Consider the following 18,880-nt stretch of genomic DNA (forward strand, 5'->3'; position numbering starts at 1 on the left):
GATAAGGGCAACCGACTAAAAACATGGGATTTCGCTTTTCAATACGCCTTCAGCTTATGGTGCTGTCGCTGTTCTTATTCACCATACCCTACTTAGGTTATAACTATGTGTGGGAGCTTGAGCAGTATCTGCGAAACGGTCAAGAACAAACCATGATTGGCACGGCACGAGCTGTTGCCACTGCCCTTCACGAGCGTCCCGCTTTATTTGATAGCCAATCAGCGTATCTTCAAGACGTGCGCCCCGGAACAGATCTTTACGCGCCACCTATCCCGTCCCCCATTCGACTTGATGGCGAACTTAACGACTGGCAGCAAGTCAGCGAGTTAATGAGTGAGTATGGCAGTGGCGAAGTTATTGAGTACTACAATGGCTACGCGGGAGAACCCACTAGCTTGTCGTTTAAGCATATGGTGGGGCGCTACGGTCAATTTCTGTATGCCATGTTTGAAGTCAGTGATGACGTGCTGCTGTGGCGACAACCCAATAGTTTAAGCGTGGAGACTGGCGACCACTTACTTGTGGGCATGGAAACTCCACAGGGAGAATTAGCAAGGTATGTTGTCGCCCCTTATGAAAGTGGCTGGGTAAATGCGTACAAGCTCGCAGATAACACAACGACAACTCGGGCGGTAGAGAACGCGCTCTCTATTCAAGGCCGATGGCAAGAGACTGCCACGGGCTACAACATTGAACTGCGCTTTCCGCTATCAATGACCACAGGCGGCTTAGCATTTTCAATTGTCGATGTGGACGACAGGGCAAGTCGATTGAAGCAGTACGCGTTAGGTACGGCTAATACAAAAGAGCTCGCTGAATTAGGTACTGTTATCACTCCTTCCCCTGAAATTGAGCGCATTCTGGCAGGTTTAAAATATGCCGATTCACGGGTGTGGGTCGTAGATAAACACAAGCGGGTACTCGCCCGCGCTGGTGACATTCAATCGGCCACTGGTATTGAAGTAGATGAAAAAGAAACCTCTTCAAATGCAATTTGGCACTGGGTTGAAAGTGAGTGGTTACTTCCACTTTATTATCAGATTCTTACGCGGCCACCTGCCGACTTTATTGACGAGCTAGACGATGCTTATGCATTGGTAGGGCAGGATTTAGGCACGGCGCTGAATGGCCAACCCGATTCACTATGGCGTTTGTCACCCGATAACAAAGCCATAGTACTCTCCGCTGCCTACCCAATTTTTATTGAAGGCAACGTAATGGGGGCGGTTATTGTAGAGCAAACCACCAATGGCATTCGTACTTTGCGTAACCGGGCGTTGGAACAGCTCTTTCACGTGATTTTAGCAGTGATGACCATAGGTACATTAGGGTTACTGCTGTTCGCCACGCGAATTTCAAACCGCATTCGTTCCCTTCGCGATAACACCGAAGCGGTGATAGATGATAATGGCAAAATCATTGGCACCCTTCCGGTTTCAAATCAGCGTGATGAAATTGGTGACTTATCCCGTTCATTTGCGGATGTGCTTTCGCGGTTACAGCAGTACAACTCCTATTTAGAAAACATGGCATCTCGCTTGTCTCACGAACTTAGAACGCCCATTGCCGTGGTAAAATCGTCGCTGGATATGCTGACTCAGGTTAATGACGCCGACCAACAAGCCGTTTTTGTTGAAAGGGCGCAATCAGGGGTAAACCGCCTAAGCACAATATTAAACAGTATGAGTGAAGCCACCCGATTAGAGCAGGCCATCCAACAAGAAGATTTAGAACCATTCGACTTAGTTAAGGTGATATCTGGGTGTATTGCTGGTTACGAACATGCCTATAGCCATCGACGCTTTAGTTTTACCCACAATGCTGATACTGCGCGCATACTTGGCTCCCCTGAACTTACGGCTCAAATGTTCGATAAAGTTATCGCTAACGCCGTAGATTTCAGTGAAAAAGAAAGTGAAATCCAAGTCAGTATTACGGTTAAGGACAAGCAAGCTGAGCTAACCATTAGTAATACCGGACCGCTCCTTCCAGAAGGAATGAGGTCTCAGTTGCTTCAGTCTATGGTGTCGGTGAGAAAAGAAAACGATGTGCAAAATGCCTCTTCACCGCACTTGGGGCTAGGGCTTTACATTGCCAACATCATAATGACCTTCCACAAAGGTCAGTTATCTTTATTCAATCGGAAGGATAGTACAGGTGTAGTCGTCAGCGCACGCTTTCCTTTGATGTAAATGAATGAAAAAAACGTCCAACTCGGTCTATAGTTAAAGTCTAATAAACTTTGCTACATAGATAGCGAAAGCCGAGCACATACCTCATACCAGTCCGCATAGGTTATTATCTATACGGATTGGTATTGAATAGGCTATACGTAGTCATATGCTTTCGTGTCAACAAAGGACGCATAGCGCTTTGCCTTTCTGTCAAAGGCTAAAGCCATTATAAAGAATGAATTACAATGCAAAAAAACAACACGTTATTGATTAAATCCATGTCATTTGCGCTTTCTATTTTCTTTACTTCTCATCGAAGGGCGAGCACGTTCAACATAACTAGTTTTATCACAGGTACATTCACATCGAGCGCTCTCTTACTAGCCGGCGCTACCCTTTCATGGGCACATGCCGCTGATACATCCTTATCAGCAACGCCAACCATTTCGATATACGTTAGCGACGCCAATGGGGAGCCTGTGAAAGATATGGTGTTAACCCTAACGCCTAACTTTACGCTTGCATCAACGCCACAGCGTGAAGAAGAGCCCGCCATAATGAATCAAATCGATAAACAATTTGCGCCTCACGTGCTTGTTGTTCAATCAGGCACAGATATTTCGTTTCCAAACGCAGATAATCTTTTTCATCACGTGTATTCTTTTTCGCCTACAAAACAGTTTGAGCTAAAACTCTATAAAGAGTTTACCGCTGAACCGCTTCGCTTTGAGCAAGCTGGTATTGTAGATATTGGCTGCAATATTCACGACTGGATGCTGGGCTATATTGTGGTAACCGACAGTCCATTTTTCGCAAAAACCGATGAAGAAGGCGTAATGAATGTTTCACTTCCGGTAGGCGAGTACAGTGTTATGACCTGGCACCCGCAGCAACCTGATGTGAAACTATTTAACAGCGCAACATTGCATATCACCAACTCACAAGAATACAAATTTGTTCTTGATGCAGTTTTCAGTGACGATGACTTCGACGAAGGATTTGGCGATTATTAATGCGTAATGTCTTTGCCTTAACCGTCTGTTTGCTTTGCACGAGTTTAACACTTCAGGTTCACGGAGAAACCAAGGCCCTAGTAAGAACAAGCTTTGTGGCAAAAGATGATTCGCGGAGCTTTCAGCAAATGGGGACCGGCCATCAGCGTTATGAAAGTAACGGCATACAGCTCTCTCATGCTGTAGTGAAAGCTGACTTTATGTTAGCGGATAGTTGGTCGGCAGTTGGCGTCATCAATGGTTATAGCGATGGGGAACAAAAGGTTGGATTCTCCGAGCTTTATTTGAAATATCGCCCGTTAGTCGCATCCAGCATAAAGCCTGAAGTAAAAATAGGGGCATTTTTTCCCGCTCTCTCAGCGGAAAATACCGACGCGGGTTGGTTATCGCCTCATTTTCTAAGTAACTCTGCAATTAATAGTTGGGTGGGTGAAGAACTAAGAACGGGCGGTATCGAAGTAAGTCTACGACAAAATGGCAGGCAAATAAGAAGCCACTGGTCATGGAAAGTATTAGGCAGCGTGTTCAAAGGTAATGATTCCACCGGCACTCTGCTTTCTTGGCGAGGGTTTGCCCTTCACGACAGGCAGTCCGTTTATAATGATCGCGTAAACTTCCTCCCCATTCCCGGCGTCGTCGATGAAGATAAGTTAAACGCACCGGCATGGACTGAACCCTTCAGGGAAATTGACAATCGGTTTGGGTACTACGTAGGAGCTCACTTAGCCTATGCTAGAAAGGCCGAGTTGCGTTATTACTATTACGACAATAATGCAGACCCGAACATTGTTGACCCAGACCGCATTTATGCCTGGCATACGCGCTTTCATTCATTAACACTGCGATATTTACCACGACCTGAGTTAACGGTGTTCTCTCAAGTGCTACTAGGTGACACTTTGATGGGGGAGCATATCGTAGACAACGATTTTTCCAGTGCGTATATCGGTGCGGCATACAACCTAAAGCAATTAGGCTGGGAAGATTTAACTTTAGCCATGCGTGGGGACTGGTATCAGGTGGTAGATAACGATGATGTTATGTATGACCCGAATGGAAGCAGAGGTAACGCCTTTACCGTTAGCGTAAGGTACGACATTACCGCTTATTTATCCGTTAGCACAGAGTGGCAATTAAATTCAGGGCATCAGGAGAATTTGCGTTTTTTCCAATCCGACGAGGACTATAGAGAGCAACTATTTCAACTGGCATTCACTGTAACTCTGTAGCGACGCGACTGTTGTTCAGTCCTACCCTTTCGCCACTTCAATTAAATCAAATTTTGTTTCGCTGTCACCTTTCACCATCACCTGACACTGTCCCCAAGAGCTTGGAATTTGCCAAACATGCGCTTCGGCAACCGTGAATTTTTCTCGATGAGTATCACAACGGACTTCAACGGTATCAAGTTCGCCTTGGATGTTGCCAAAAGCAAACTTACTTCGCACAAGAGTGTGGAACCAATTCCCATCACTTCCTATCGTTACGGGCACGGTTAAGTTTTGCTCAGATGCAATAGATTCTTCAATCTGACTAATTAGCGGCGCGATCTCGCCAATACGCGTTTCTTGCGCTTCCATGTCTTGAAGTGTGGTGTAGGATTTTAATGCTTCTGCATAATACCCGCGCTGAGCATCGAGTATGATTTTTCTTTGAAGGGCGTATGCCACATAATCTTCATCAAACACCATGTTATTGAAGCGCTTACTACCGTTGCTGGCAAGTAATCGCGTTAGGCTTTGCGCTTCCCTCTCTACGTCACCTTGTTTGCTCGCTATATGAGACTCCAAGTTTAGCAACCACGTATTTTCATAGCGGTTTAGCGTATCCCAGCCTAAAAGCTCTTTAAGTGCTTCATCAGCCGCGTCAACATCACCCGCATTAAAGCGCTCGTCTGCGTCTTTATAAGCTTTAATAAATTTGCGTGTGGCACCGCTTTTTCCGCTTATAGCGAAATCCATTTGGACTGCTTGATGACACTGCTGGGTAGGTTCGCCATCTTTGATCGCAGGGTTATACTGCCATTTCTTAACCGCTGACAGTGCACTGCGTTTGAAAGAAGGGCTTCCAAAGAAGTCTTCTACAACAGGGTCTTTCACTCTGCCTTCTTCGTCGATAACGTAGCTTAGCCTAACCCAACCTTCTCGGCCTTTTCTAATGGCTTGAGATGGGTATTTAGGATCGACACGTTTCAAAGGCGTCGCTGGTGTAAATGCGCTTATGCGCTCTACTTCATCAGCTTTCGATTCTGCGAGCGCTTTTTCTTCAAGATCATCACATGGGATACTCAGTTCCTGTGCAGCTGCACTTGCCGTGAAACCTGTAGCGAGCAAAGCCGCTAAAACGAGCGACGATTGGATTTGCTTAACAATATTTTCGCGGGCTGAATATTCTGTTCTCAATGCTTTTTTCCATAAATCCTGTTTCATATTTATCATCCTTAATAATGGCTAAACATTACGAGTGAATTGGCGCTAATTCTATTTTTTAGACGAACTCTCAAGCGACGCATCGGGTACGTTTTTGATCATCATTTGTTCTTTGCGTTTCATCATCATCTTGGCAAGCCTACGCATGCTCACCGTGGTGTCTTTTTCATCTACGATATCGACACCTAGCAAGCGTTCGAGCAGGTCTTCTAGCGTAAGCACCCCTTCTAAACCGCCGTACTCGTCAACCACTAGTAACATATGCACGTGCTTATTGATGAAGTGCTCGAAGGTGACTGACAGCGGCATAGTGTTTAACACGGTAACCATATCTTTTGCGTATTCAGAAAGCGGCTTATCAGTGTTACCTCTGGCTTGTGCCACCAATAAATCAGAACGCATAACAAAGCCTGTAATGTTTTCTGAGTCGCTGTCTTCAAACACAGGGATACGAGAAAATTCTATATTGGCGTGTTTGTGGAAAAAGCCTTCTACCGTCATCGACTCCGACACTTTAAATAGCGCCGTGCGGTGGGTAATCGCATCTTTCACTTTCAGCTCGTGCAAACTTAACAAGCTTTGCAGAAACGCCGCTTCGTGATTCGCTAGCTGACCTTCTTGCCCCGACAACTCTGCCATGGCGTGTAGCTCACTGCGGCTTAACCCGCGAAGTGGACTGTCTTCTTTAAAGCCTTTCGTCATTAGCTCAGACATTTTAACGAACGGCATAAGTACAATTGAAAGGTATTTAAGGAAATATGCGGTTACTGGCGCTAGTGTTCGCCAATAGGTTGCACCAAGTGTTTTAGGGATAATCTCAGAAAAAATAAGAATAAGAAGTGTAAGGACTGCTGAAATAACGCCTAGATAGGCGTCACCAAATACTGCTGCCGCTTGCGCACCTGCCCCGGCAGCCCCCATAGTATGAGCAATAGTGTTCAGCGTTAATATTGCTGATAAAGGCGTATTTATATTATCGGTTTGCTTACGTAGTAGCGCACCACTGGCTTTGCCCTCTTTCTCTAACACAGAGATATAAGCGGACGAAACACTCAGAATCACAGCCTCTGCAATGGAGCACAAAAAAGAAAAGCCCAGTGCAATGAAGACGTACACAATAAGTAAAAGCATGTAGTTATTCCAAGCGTCCTTGTAGGTTTAAACGCGTTTTAATTTTAATAAGTTGAACGACTATTATGGATAATAGAGCGGGATATACAAGCGCTCTATGAATATCAATTGAGCGCCTTACTATGAAAGGCATCCGCTGGGCTACTGTTAGCCGCAGCACGCCGAATGTTGCTCTTGGTTATGACGGTGTTGCTGCAGCTTTTTCAGACCCAGCCTTAACATTAACCCCGCCAATAAAATCGCGCATAACCCATAAATCACCTGAACGTCTGCACCATGCTCATGAACATGGCTTTGCGTTTTGATCATAGAGGCTAAAGAAAACGAAGATACTAGGTAGTTCAGTGCGTAACCAAAACCAATACTCGCAGAGATAACACTGAAAAGGTAAAGCACTAACGTTCGCGTGCCCATTTCTTGTTTGATCATTCCCATCGTTGATACGTTAGTGGCGGGCCCCGCCATTAAAAACACTAAAACAGCACCGGGCGATAGCCCCGCCGCAAGAAACCCAACCGCGATTGGCGTTGATGCTGTAGCACATATGTACATAGGAATGCCGATTAGCGCCATCACTAGCATGGCGACCACACCATCACCCCATTGCGTTAAAAAGTCGGTGGGTACCCACGTTTTAATTGCCGCGGCAAGTGCTAATCCAATTAATAACCATATCACAATGTCTTCAAGTAACTTGCCACTGGCGTATGAAAGCACGCTTGTGACTTTCGAAGGCGAAGACTCGTGTTCAGGCTTGTCTGTGCTTTCGTGGTTATGAACATGTGTTTTTTCGCTTGAACAACAGGATGCGCTGGCCTGTATTTGCGGTTCTGGTTTAGGTGCTTGCTTTGAACCACAGCACGATGACTGCGTCGCCTCAGATTGTCGTTGTTGAACTTCTTCTGCTTCTGCGAAAAAACGCACCATCAATCCAGCATAAATAGCGCTTGTAATGGCCGCGATGGGTCTAACAATGGCATACAACGGTCCAAGCAATGCGTAGGACACAGAAACACTGTCTACGCCAGTCTCGGGCGTAGACACTAAAAACGAGATAGTGGAAGATTTAGATGCACCGCTACGCCTAAGCCCAAGTGCCGCTGGGATAACGCCGCAAGAGCACAGAGGTAAAGGCGCACCAATAACCGCGGCCTTTGTAATTGAGCCAAACGATGAGCTGCCCATGTGCTTTTCCAAAAACGAAACGGGTACCAATTCGTGCATGATACCCGCCACCAGCAAACCGAGAAGTAACCAAGGCGCGGATTCAACGAAAAGTGCTAGGAAATTTTGTCCAAGTAAAATGATATCTGACACAAAGCCTCACAGGTTATTTTGTTGAAAGGTCACGGTGAAGAACGCGGCTTTTGACAACAAAAATAACGGTGTTTTAGAACGGTAAGTATAATAACAGATATGCTGTATGACAGAAAATCAGCAAAACTGATTAACCTGATTTATGCGAGTGCGTTTTGCTTTTAAAGGAAAGAAAAATGGCCAGTACAAATGCACTGGCCGAATGTTGACTGTCTCGAAAGTGTAATTTTAAACCACGAGGTCAACCATGAAAGTTTTTGTCGCTAGTGACTTATCCATTGGCTTGCTCTTTTTTAAGCTTCGATTCCTTTTTGAGTTTTGACACCACAGAAAAAGCTTCAAGCATAACAAGCACAGACACAATAAGTACTACTGCGTCTAAGAACACCAATAGATAGTTACCTTCAACGTAGTATTCTTTAAGTTTAATAAGCCCGGCAAAGAAGGCCATAATCAGTACAAACACCATTGGAATCAGCGTATATTTCGCTGGTCGACCTAATTTAATCAGCATAACCGAGATTACTAACAGGGTTAAACTGGCTAGTATCTGGTTAGTAGAACCAAATAACGGCCAAATAATCATACCGCCACTGCCTGACGCACCACCTGCACCGAAGGCCAGCAATAAACAACATCCAACAGCTACAAGCGTTGCAACCACGCCGTTCTTAAGTGCACCAATTGAATAGATATCGCCCCATTCTTGGATTATGTAGCGCTGCAGACGCACACCCGAATCCATGGTGGTGCCAGCAAATAGAACAACCATTACCGCAAGGATCGTTGACGAGAAATCTACCGGCAACCCCCAACCCTGCTGAATTAGGTTCGCACCACCAGTGATAAATGCACCCACGCTACCCGCACCCAAATGGCTGTATACTTCGTGCCATTCTTCTGGAGAAGCTGCAAACGCAACGCCGCTCACAGCGACAATGGTAATAAGTGCTAGTGAGCCTTCACCGACCGCGCCTAGATAACCAACAAAGCGTGCATCGGTCTCTTTGTCTAGCTGCTTAGAGCTGGTACCTGAAGACACAATACCGTGGAAACCAGAAACAGCGCCACACGCAATAGTAACGAACAACAGCGGGATAAGACTTGGAGAATCGACAGCGGTTTGAGCGTTAAACGCTGGCGCCGTGATATCCGGCATAGCAAAGAACACAGCACCATAAAGCAGGAACAAGCCAACAAGTAACTGCATACCGTTAATGAAATCACGAGGCTGTAACAGCATCCAAACTGGTAACAGCGATGCAATAGCGGCGTAAATAAATAAGATAATGATCCAGTTTGCTTTATCTGCTAAACCAAACATGGTTTCCGGCAGACTTAGTGGGATATAACTGCCCGCATACACCGATGCGTAAAGCACAATAATCCCCACAATACATAAGGGTATGAGGCTGAAATTACGTTTAAGCAATTGACCTATGACTAATGCAACTGCGATTGCCATCCAAGCTGGGAATACCGCATTGGGTTGGGAGACAAAAGAGTTCGCGATAACCACGCCAAATACCGCATTAACCATTAAGAGTACTAGGAAGATCACTATCATAAATAGTGAACGAGAGCGTTTTCCGATGACGGTCTCAGACAGCGCGCCCATTGATTTGCCTTTGTGGCGTGCGCTGGCCCATAAGGCGCCCATATCGTGCACACCGGCAAATAATATCGTACCAAACACAACCCAAAGTACCGCAGGAACCCATCCCCAGTAGACAGCAATAGCTGGACCTACGATGGGTGCTGCCCCCGCCACGGAAGTGAAATGGTGCCCCCACAATACAACTTTATTGGTGGGAACATAGTCCACCCCATCTTTCATTGTATGGGCTGGTGTTACAAAACTATCATCCAACTTAAATATACGGCTCGCAATAAACTTCGAATATACGAACCAGCCGAGCAACATTCCGATGATGCCCAGTATAACAATGGCAATAGACTGCATACTGTCGTCCTAATTTGTTTTATCGACAGGCCCTAGGGCCTATTGTTCTTTGGTGTACGAATTTTGGTTTAAACGTACAACAAAGGTCAGCAGCCCCTAGCCTGTTGATTTTCTTATTTTCAGTTCAAACATTACACCAATTATCGGTGGCGAAAGGTCATACCTGAATAAGAAAACACCTATTTAAGGTATGCCCAACGTACTGTTGCGCATATTTAAACATGCGACAAGGCAAGGGCCTGACACATTAGACTAAAGTCTAACTCAAAGTTTGGGATTTAGCTGTAAGGCTTTTGAGGTTTATTAGCGATGATTAAGCGGTGAAACAGGAAAGCGTAAAACAGACATTATTTGCCTGCTGTTCTCCACATTAGTAAAGGTCGCGGTGATAACGTCCTTCGTCAGCTAACGCATTGTAGGCTTGCGCTTCAAGTATGGACTGCAAAGCCATGTCAACGCCTTGGCCCATTCCCTCAAAATGCCCACAAACGTATACTTGTCCGGTATCGCCTAAGAAGGATTTGATCTCATCTCGCTGCTCAACAAGACGCTGTTGAACATAACCACCACCTTTTTGTCGGGAGAAAATCACTGACTTTTTGAAAATACAGTCACTATTCTGGAAAGGCGATAGCGTTTTATCAAGCACGTCATCTTGCGCAGGATTACGCTCGCCAAAAAATATCCAAACTGGCCCAGCGTTCTCAAGCAATGCGCGTTTTGCAAGCTGAGCTCGTACCCCCGCAATGCCGCTACCCGCAGCAATTAATAACAATGGGCACTGAGTATTAGTAATAATAGCGCTGGTATTTTTTCGAATGTAGGCCTGTACTGGCTGAGATACAGGTAAAGAACGGGTAAGTAATCCAGAACCTAGCCCAAGTTGTCCGTTGTCTTTAACCAGCTGTCGAACTACAAGCTTTACGTCGTGTTCTTGTGGTACCGACGCAATGGTGTAGCTTCGGCTTACAATCGGTGACTGCCCTTGCTGAGGAATAAGGACTTCCAACACGTCTCCCGCTTCCCATTGTTCATGTAATTCTTGTGTATGATTAGAATGGTCAACGTTCAAAGACAAGCCGAACAGGCCTGGCGACGCTGGGTTTGAAGGTTTGCTCTCAGAGTGGTCAGAGGGTTCGTTTGAAGTCTCGCCAGAAGCTAGACTTATTTCATTTAATTGAACCCGATTTTTCAGTGTGAAAGCATGGGTGGGGTGCTGTTCATCCTGTGGCAACGAGCCAAGCAAAGACAAATGCTCACCTTTCCCTGCATCTAATGTCGTTAGCGGAGAAAGCGCACGTGCGCCTAGTGCACTGATATTATCAAACAACGTGACTGCGAATTGGCAAAACGCGGCGTATTGCTTATCGCCTAATCCCACCACTTCAAAAGACAGATGGGAAAGGTAATCAGATTGATTCGACGACGCTTTTTTTAGCGCTTTACTAAAGGTTCTACCCGCATCAGGGGGCTCGCCTTCACCGTAGGTACTCACAACAAAAATGACTTTCGACACACTACTTAACGTATTGAGTTTCAAAGATGCCATGGACACTACCGACGTTTGCTCTTGCTGTGATAGCGCCGCAGCCTTTGCGCGGGCAATTTTTTCAGCCGTACCGGTTTGGCTTGCGTATACGACAAGGGTCTCCTCGCCTGATACCGCATAGTTGTTTTGCTTTCGATATTTAAAAAATAACACCGCTACCCACAGCATATACAGGCCAATGCTTACTATTGCTATGAGTAGACGGTGTGTTTCTGTCATGTGCTTAACTTTTATGCCGTTGTATTGAAATAGCTAGAAACTTAAGAGGCTGTTGCTCTGTGAGTATTCAAAGAACGTTTACAGCCCCTAGCTGCGCAATAACGAGCGGTTATTACAGCGGAAGCACTTCAAATGTGCCTGAGTAGCTACCGTTACGAGACGTTGCAGGCTTTTGCGCTTTATCGTCTTCATAGCCAATTTCTACAAAGTACATACCGGCTTGCGGCCATGTAATTTCAATCTGACCATTTTTGTCAGACGTGACTTTAATCGTTTCCTGATCATTTCTGTAGCGCATACCACCGCGCACAACTTCCACCTCGGCGCCAACCGCAGGCTCACCGTCAATAAGTAACTTGAACGTTGCCGTTTCGGTGGCGAATAAATCATTAGGGTGAGTCACTGGCACTAGCTCCAAACCCACGTTATCAGGCGTGAACACCTTGTTCGATGGCGCACCAAGAGTAACAAACGTTTCTACGCGGCGAGAGCTTTGCATTACGCGAAGATCTTTTGCTTTCTTAGGCACGGCTGTTGCGAACTCTTCCGGCTTATATTCTTCACCACGGCCCGGCCACATCTTGCGCTTGCCTTCTTCATCTCGCCAAAATGCGCGAATACCATTGCTGGCAGACGTCAGTTTGTATGTACCTTCTTTGTTTAATTTCAAATCAAACGTGGTTCGGTACTTACCGCGTGCCATATTTTCTACGTCTACGGCTTCACCCTCTGGCGATTGAACCACTAAGTTACTGGCGTTCATTGCGAAGTGGTCAGGGTGAAAAATAGTATTTGAAATAGCAGCATCAAACGTCACGTAAGCTTCTTCACCTGATAGTACGGTAGAGCTTGGAAGTAACCACGCGCGATGCGCACTGGCTGAAAATGACACGGCAAGTGTTGCTGCTAGCGCAATGGCTGAAGCTTTTACTGATAGTTTTTTCATAATGTCCTCTTATTGGATCTCTACTGAGTGAGCGTTGAATTAGCGCCTCAGCAGATTAGTCTTCCAGACGCAGTACTACACGCCCAAGTTCTGAATTTCCTTTCACTTCTACCGGTAGTGACGCAGCAGATAGCGGTAATGAAAATGGCAGAGACAGTACTTCTCTTCCGCCTACTTCTCGTGATGCTTCAACGCGAAGCGTGTAATCGCCCTCTGGCAGTTCTGCTAGCGCTTTATTTAACTGCGAATCAAGACTGTAATCGCCTGGGCCTTTTGTTGCACTGGTAAGTCCGTCATAAGGCAAATCAAGGCTTCGTCCACCACGACGCCACCATTGGCGCAAGTCTTTAAGCCACTCTTTCCCTTTGTCTTCACGCATTTCAACGTCGTACCATACGGCGACTTGAGTAGCCTTGCGTTTACTGTCTTCAATCCACACGGCAAGATAAGGTTTGTGATATTCAGCCACATCAAGTTGCGGTAAGGCCACGTCAAGTTTGGCTTGGCTTGCAGCGTGAATAGCGCCAGAGGCAAATGTCATACTTAATAAAGTCGATGCGATAACTGGGCCTTTTCGCATTTTCATGTAAACACTCCTTAAAATTGTGTAGGTAAGTGCCACTAGCGTCGCGCTAGTGCACAAACAGTAAAATAATGACAAACGGGATGAGCACACCGAGCGTAGTAATGGGCCAAGTAGACGCGCGTGTTTTCGAGTGACGCATTAATAGTTGCAGCCCAGTTACGCTAAAAATAATGCAGGCAACAGCGAAGATATCGATAAACCAGCGCCAGGCATTTCCCGTGTTCCGCCCTTTATGCAGGTCATTGAAATAAGATATCCATCCTCTATCAACGTTTTCATAAGTTACTGTGCCAAGTTCAGCATCTACTGCTATCCAACTGTCAGCACCGGGTCCAGGCCAAGCGGCATAAAATTCAATACCATCCCACTCTCCCGTCACCGATGAAGGTAGTGAAATACCCTCTTGCGACTGCATAAACGCGACGAGTTCGCTTGGAATGGCTATGTCACCGGTGTCCAGAGAAACCAATTGTTCGACAACCAACGGTGGTAGGCTTGATTCAGCTGACGTTACAGTTCTGTTCGCTGGAATGTCTGCAGCGTGATTTAGCGTAATCCCCGTTAGGGCAAATAACATCATCCCGACCAGACAGACTGCGCCACTAATCCAGTGCCATTGGCGGATGCCGCCTAAAGAAAAACTCATAATTTCGTTGCTAACTCTCTGTACTACTCGGTGATATTGATTAATTCAACGGGCTAGATAATACAGATATTTCCACCCTTTTCAATGTAAATGAGATTTATTCTCATTATTGTATTTTTTGCTCAACAACCTTTAAGTATTGCTTCACTTTTCGCGTAAACGAGGCCCCCAAAAAGCGACAAGCAATAGGTAATTACACACCACGGTGTAAAGGGTAGGTAAATAGGTAAACGTTGCTGAAACCATCACGCTTGCAAGCTGTAAAAGCCCTATCCATACCACCACGCCAATTTCGGTCTTCCACACGTCTATGCAGTTCATGAGGCTTATTGCCATAAGCAAATACGCTAAACTATGAAGTACAATTAAAAGTAGTGGTGAAGGTGTGCTGGTTAGTCGAGTGATACCGGCATGCTTCTTGTTGCCAAGCGAGAGTAGTAAGAAACTCAAATAAGTAAGCACAAATGCGAACACCACATCCAGAATGATACTCATATTAATGCCTCGCTGTTGTCACCTTGCGGCTTATTTTGGCGAGCTGTGTCTTTTCGCTTTGGTGAAGGTGCGCTGTTTACCCGTTTTGCTTTCACGGCTTTGGCTTTTGTGACGTGGTAAGCAGCATAGCCGAGTACTGCCGCAAGTGTTATGCACATAAGGTCAAAACCCACTCTCAGGCTATCACCATTTGCAACCGCGAAATCTAAGCCTGTTGCTGAGGTGAGGTGGTCAAGCAAAGGTACAAGCGCAAACAACACTGCTGCAAAGCCAAGTTGAATTACCCACCCTTTTTTGTCTCGCCAAATAAACCCTGCAACCACACACACCAGCCATATTGCGAAAAACACCTTAATTTCCCATAAGCTTCGAGACGTTAGATCAGCAGGAAGTAGTCTATTTACCCAAAAGTAGCCACCGGTCGCACACATTAATCCTGCAATGCTGCCTATATTACTGCCTCTGACCAATTCAAAACCAAACTCTCCAAGCTGCTGCTTTGCCCGTTTCACTACCCACAAAACAGAGCCCGTTCCCACCATAATGGTACCCAGAATACCGGCAAAAAATAGTAACCAGCGAGTAAGGGTATCGGCGAAGCGCGCTTGATGTAGCATATCCAAATAGTTATACGTCGCCTGGCTGGCGTTAGCGGCTACTGAGGCTAGGCGCTCGTTAATGACTTCGCCTTGTGCGTTAAATACCAGCGCACTACTTCCTCCACGCCCCGCACTTAACTGCGTTCTGTTGTTCCCACTTAGCGTAAACTGAGCGTTAGCTTTACCCGGGTGAGTAATAGATAGGCTTTCAACCGGCACCTGCCATGTGCGCTCAGCGTGAGCAATCATCGAAGAGATAGGTAAGGCCAATAAGGCATTAATGTCTGGCGAAGCTAGATTTTGCTGCTGCGCATTCTGGCGTACTTCTGTACCTTGAGGACGGTGCCGCACGCGCTCCTCGCTGTTAAAAGGCAATAGCGTGGCGCCTAATAGAATCAAACCAGAAAAAGTGATCATGATATGAAATGGTAGTGCTAGTACCGCGCTAATGGCGTGCCCATCTATCCAGCTCAGCAGCTTCTTCTTTGGCCTGAACATAAAGAAATCGGCAAAGATTTTTCTGTGCATGATGACGCCGCTGATAATAGCAACAAACATCATCATACTGACTACGCCTACTATCCAGCGTCCAATGGTTCTGTCGATACCGTATAACTCGAAATGAAAACGATAAAGGAAGTTGCCACCGGCCGTTTCCCTTACTTTTATCTCTTCACCCGTGGACGGGTTCAACATGACCCGTGGACCTCGACGACGCTCGTTACCTGCATTAGCGTCGCGCCACGACAAGTCGAGTGTATTCGAGCGCGCATCTGGTAGTGAGAGTTGCCATTCACTTGCATTGGGCGCATTGATCGCAAGATAACGTAAACCGTGCTCTAGCGCCCTTTCGCTGGGTACTGCGGCGTGTTGTTCTGGCTGCATCCAATAGGTTATTTCGGTTCTAAAAAACGACAGCGTCCCGGTGAAAAAAATAGCAAAGAGTAACCAACCAACAAGTACCGAGCTCCAAGTATGAAGCCACGTCATAGACTTTCTGACATTCCCTTTCATGTTAAAGCCCTGTACTGATTGAATAAAGACATAAGGCTAACGCAGAGAGCGCTGTCATTACGATGGATGCCTTTTTCGTCGTATCAAAGATGAACGTAAAAAGGATGAAGGTGCAGTAAACACAAAAGAACAGCATTCTTACCAGCACTTCGTGCTCTCGTCCGTCAGCCCCTATAAAATTGGCGATAGCACTGCTTAGCCACGCTGAAAAAGCGTAGCCCAGTGCCACAGCAATCAGCGTTCTAAGTGCGACATCCAATCGTTCACGATTCATGGCGACGCGGTTTACCGTTTGGCTTTTCATATTGTGTTCTTCACTAGGTTTTCTAGTGACTGGATGTTGCCAAGTAAATCAGAACGGGATGGGTACGATTTATAGACTTGTCGTAAAAGCGTAAGTGCATCTTGGTACTGACGCTGATCTATGGCAATTTGCGCACGCCCGAGCATGGCGCGCTGTTTAACATCGGCGAGTGACTCAGCTCGCAGATAGGTCATTTTGGCACGTTCGACGTTGTTCTGTTGACGATAAAGTGAAGCAAGAGACAACAGCGCCTCTCCATTGTCAGGGACGTCAGCAATGGCTTTGGTTAAAAGGGAAATTGCCGTTTTGCTTTGCCCTTTTCCCATAGCCAATTGAGCTTTAAGTACATTAAGCGTAGCTGCTTGAGAGGTCGTGAGCTTTTTCACATTGTTGTCGGCAGCTTGCGTTAATTTACCTAAATCAGACCACTGCTCATTAGCCGCTAAGTAAGCCGCTATTTTGGAGTAAGCGTCAAAGCCTTCCCCATCTTTGTCGGTAATGAAAGTCTTCGCATGGGTAGCCAGTATGTCTGCTGCGCGCCGCGGACTGCCGTCAGAAACGTGCAATTTAGCCACTGAAATCAAGTTCGACAGCGAGCGGTCACCTAAAGAAAGGGCAGTCTCTAAGCTGCTCAGCGCCTTTACCATGTCACCCTGCTTTAACGCTATTTGTCCCCGTTGGAGCCAAAGCTGCTGATTACTTTCATCATCTACCAACATTTCGCTTAGCAAGCTTTCCGCCTGTGCAAGTGCATTACTTTCAATAAGCGCGAACAATAAGCCTTGATACCATTGCTTGTTTTCAGGTTCGAGCATTAACGCATTTTGATAAGCACCAATAGCGGTGACAGGTTTGCCAAGCTGAACATTGGTATAGGCTAGCTGCCCGAAAAGTTGGGCATCTTGAATACCTAGCTCTACGCTTTTAGTTAAATGAGTGCGTGCTTTGGCCAATTTATCTGTCATTAAATACGCCATGCTCAAACTTCTGTGCGCCGATGGAAGGTTTGGCATAGCATCGATAACGTCCAACAGCACTTTTTCGGCAAGTGAGTAGTTTTTCTCATTCAATAGCACTTGTCCGTAAAGCTCACGCAAGCGTGGACTAAATTGAGAAATATCCTGGGTTGCAAATGCGCTGGCAACGTTTGAATAATTGCCTGCTTGCAAGTCGGCCTGAATGCGCCCGATAAACTCACCTTCTTCACGGGATATACGTTCACGATGATCATCTCTATGATGCTGACGCATGACAAACTGCCAATCGGGTTCTTCCAATTCCACCGTTATTTTCGCACTTACTGGCTTAACAAAAGCCAGCGCGCTCACTACACAGCTGAGGACAGTTACGGCTGTAATCTTGTTTAACATTGTCTCAATCAACCTCTAAATTCTTTAGCTTCTATTTCGCTTTATTGCGCTAAACCAGGCCTTTAATAGGCTTCTATTAGGCCTCTATAACTACGGGCCAAATAAAACGCGCCTTCACCGCTTCATCCTCTTTGTAGGGCGATGTAAATTTGCTGGCTTTAACAAAACGCATTATTTCTTTATTGAGCTCGTGATGCGGGTTCTCGACAATATCCATCAGCTTTACGTTGCCGTGTTCGTCAATAATGACGTCGAGCTTTACAATCACCCGCTTGATACCTTGCTTTTTAAGTCGCTTGGGGAAACGTATTTTGACCGGAGTCAGCAAGGTAGGCTTTGAATCCAGTTCGCTTAGCCCAAAGGCGTCCAATTCAATATCAGGCATATCCCATTGGGTTTGGGTCACTTTGACATTTGGCATGTCGGGCTTTGGCACTTGAATATCTGGCTCAACACTTAAATCCGCCATGGTCATGGCTGCGCCACTGCCCTCTACCTGCATAACAAGTTCAGTCTCTTCCACTACATTTTGCGTTTTAGGGGGCGGCGGCGGTGGAGGTGTTACCGCAATGTCTAACTTGCGCACAACCATAGTGTCGGGCTGCAGATTAGACAAAAAGTGCCCTAGCCACATAACGCCGAGCGCACTAACGAGCACCGCACCGCTAAGTAGAGAAGGTTGAAGATTGTATTTCATTGAATTTTGCCTCGTTCGCTATGGCTTCAAAGTGGCGATATTTACCGTGTCGGCACCCGCCAGTTTGGCTTCATCTATGACTTCTACCAGTAATTCAGAGCGAACGGCTTTATCTACCTGAATGACTACTGGGCGTTGTTCTTTCATCAACAATTGCTCAACGGTAGAGCGCACACCGCTCACACCGATATTGGCACTGTCATACACCACTTCACCGGTTCGGGTAATTGCCAGCATAATGGCCATTTGATCGAGCTTTTGTGCTGATATTGCCTGTGGTTTATCTACCTCTACCCCAGTCTCTTTTACAAACACTGTTGAAACGATAAAGAAAATTAAAAGTATAAAAACCACGTCTAGTAGCGGAGACATATCAATGCCTTGCGCTTGCTGGTTTTCAAGGCGTCGCTGTAATCGACTTGCCATGT

17 protein-coding genes are annotated in these 18,880 nt (G+C 46.1%); 3 read left to right on the top strand and 14 right to left on the bottom strand.

Annotated features, from left to right (window positions below; genetic code table 11):
* Window positions 1–23: 23 nt before the first annotated feature.
* The 3 genes from pdsS to AWH61_RS18445 all read left to right on the top strand — a co-directional run bounded on the left by pdsS (window position 24) and on the right by AWH61_RS18445 (window position 4,416).
* Window positions 24–2,192 (top strand): proteobacterial dedicated sortase system histidine kinase, encoded by a 2,169-nt coding sequence (pdsS, locus tag AWH61_RS18435; RefSeq protein WP_075177858.1) that lies wholly within the window; start codon window positions 24–26, stop codon window positions 2,190–2,192.
* Between the two features lie 227 nt (window positions 2,193–2,419).
* Window positions 2,420–3,187, top strand: coding sequence for a methylamine utilization protein (locus AWH61_RS18440; protein ID WP_039226812.1), 768 nt, complete (start codon window positions 2,420–2,422; stop codon window positions 3,185–3,187).
* Between the two features lie 95 nt (window positions 3,188–3,282).
* Complete coding sequence (locus tag AWH61_RS18445; RefSeq protein ID WP_249922683.1) at window positions 3,283–4,416, top strand: outer membrane beta-barrel protein; 1,134 nt, start codon at window positions 3,283–3,285, stop codon at window positions 4,414–4,416.
* 21 nt (window positions 4,417–4,437) lie between these two features.
* Here the strand turns inward: AWH61_RS18445 and AWH61_RS18450 are convergent, their stop codons facing one another.
* From AWH61_RS18450 to AWH61_RS18515, 14 genes are all read right to left on the bottom strand, one after another.
* Complete coding sequence (locus AWH61_RS18450) at window positions 4,438–5,616, bottom strand: energy transducer TonB (RefSeq protein ID WP_075177860.1); 1,179 nt, start codon at window positions 5,614–5,616, stop codon at window positions 4,438–4,440.
* A gap of 51 nt (window positions 5,617–5,667) precedes the next feature.
* Window positions 5,668–6,747, bottom strand: a complete 1,080-nt coding sequence (locus tag AWH61_RS18455) for a CNNM domain-containing protein (RefSeq protein WP_014951013.1) — start codon at window positions 6,745–6,747, stop codon at window positions 5,668–5,670.
* Window positions 6,748–6,894: 147 nt separating this feature from the next.
* Complete coding sequence (locus AWH61_RS18460) at window positions 6,895–8,064, bottom strand: SO_0444 family Cu/Zn efflux transporter (RefSeq protein ID WP_075177861.1); 1,170 nt, start codon at window positions 8,062–8,064, stop codon at window positions 6,895–6,897.
* 271 nt (window positions 8,065–8,335) lie between these two features.
* Window positions 8,336–10,027 carry a carbon starvation CstA family protein gene (locus AWH61_RS18465; RefSeq protein WP_014951015.1) on the bottom strand — a complete coding sequence of 564 codons (1,692 nt, stop codon included), beginning with the start codon at window positions 10,025–10,027 and terminating at the stop codon, window positions 8,336–8,338.
* A gap of 370 nt (window positions 10,028–10,397) precedes the next feature.
* Entirely contained in the window at window positions 10,398–11,795 is a 1,398-nt protein-coding gene (locus AWH61_RS18470) for a flavodoxin domain-containing protein (RefSeq protein ID WP_075177862.1), read from the bottom strand.
* A gap of 112 nt (window positions 11,796–11,907) precedes the next feature.
* Window positions 11,908–12,741 (bottom strand): DUF4198 domain-containing protein, encoded by an 834-nt coding sequence (locus tag AWH61_RS18475; protein WP_014951017.1) that lies wholly within the window; start codon window positions 12,739–12,741, stop codon window positions 11,908–11,910.
* Window positions 12,742–12,796: 55 nt separating this feature from the next.
* On the bottom strand, window positions 12,797–13,327 hold the full coding sequence (locus AWH61_RS18480; RefSeq protein ID WP_075177863.1) for a DUF2271 domain-containing protein: 531 nt from the start codon (window positions 13,325–13,327) through the stop codon (window positions 12,797–12,799).
* A 46-nt stretch (window positions 13,328–13,373) separates the two neighbouring features.
* The gene (locus AWH61_RS18485; protein WP_039227019.1) at window positions 13,374–13,973 is read right to left on the bottom strand and encodes a PepSY-associated TM helix domain-containing protein; all 600 of its coding nucleotides are present in this window, start codon (window positions 13,971–13,973) and stop codon (window positions 13,374–13,376) included.
* A 144-nt stretch (window positions 13,974–14,117) separates the two neighbouring features.
* Window positions 14,118–14,468 carry a DUF3325 domain-containing protein gene (locus AWH61_RS18490; RefSeq protein WP_014951019.1) on the bottom strand — a complete coding sequence of 117 codons (351 nt, stop codon included), beginning with the start codon at window positions 14,466–14,468 and terminating at the stop codon, window positions 14,118–14,120.
* Window positions 14,465–16,081, bottom strand: coding sequence for a PepSY-associated TM helix domain-containing protein (locus AWH61_RS18495; RefSeq protein WP_249922684.1), 1,617 nt, complete (start codon window positions 16,079–16,081; stop codon window positions 14,465–14,467). The genes AWH61_RS18490 and AWH61_RS18495 overlap by 4 nt, the downstream gene beginning before the upstream one ends.
* A gap of 1 nt (window position 16,082) precedes the next feature.
* Window positions 16,083–16,385 carry a hypothetical protein gene (locus AWH61_RS18500; protein WP_075177864.1) on the bottom strand — a complete coding sequence of 101 codons (303 nt, stop codon included), beginning with the start codon at window positions 16,383–16,385 and terminating at the stop codon, window positions 16,083–16,085.
* A complete protein-coding gene (locus tag AWH61_RS18505; protein WP_075177865.1) occupies window positions 16,382–17,755 on the bottom strand; it encodes a tetratricopeptide repeat protein in 1,374 nt (457 codons plus the stop codon). The genes AWH61_RS18500 and AWH61_RS18505 overlap by 4 nt, the downstream gene beginning before the upstream one ends.
* A 76-nt stretch (window positions 17,756–17,831) precedes the next feature.
* Window positions 17,832–18,452, bottom strand: a complete 621-nt coding sequence (locus tag AWH61_RS18510; RefSeq protein WP_014977608.1) for an energy transducer TonB — start codon at window positions 18,450–18,452, stop codon at window positions 17,832–17,834.
* An 18-nt stretch (window positions 18,453–18,470) separates the two neighbouring features.
* Window positions 18,471–18,878, bottom strand: coding sequence for an ExbD/TolR family protein (locus AWH61_RS18515; protein WP_014951024.1), 408 nt, complete (start codon window positions 18,876–18,878; stop codon window positions 18,471–18,473).
* Between the last annotated feature and the right edge of the window lie 2 nt (window positions 18,879–18,880).

Origin of the sequence: Alteromonas sp. W12 (assembly GCF_001924945.1) — a bacterium.
In the GTDB taxonomy this organism is placed as follows: domain Bacteria; phylum Pseudomonadota; class Gammaproteobacteria; order Enterobacterales; family Alteromonadaceae; genus Alteromonas; species Alteromonas macleodii.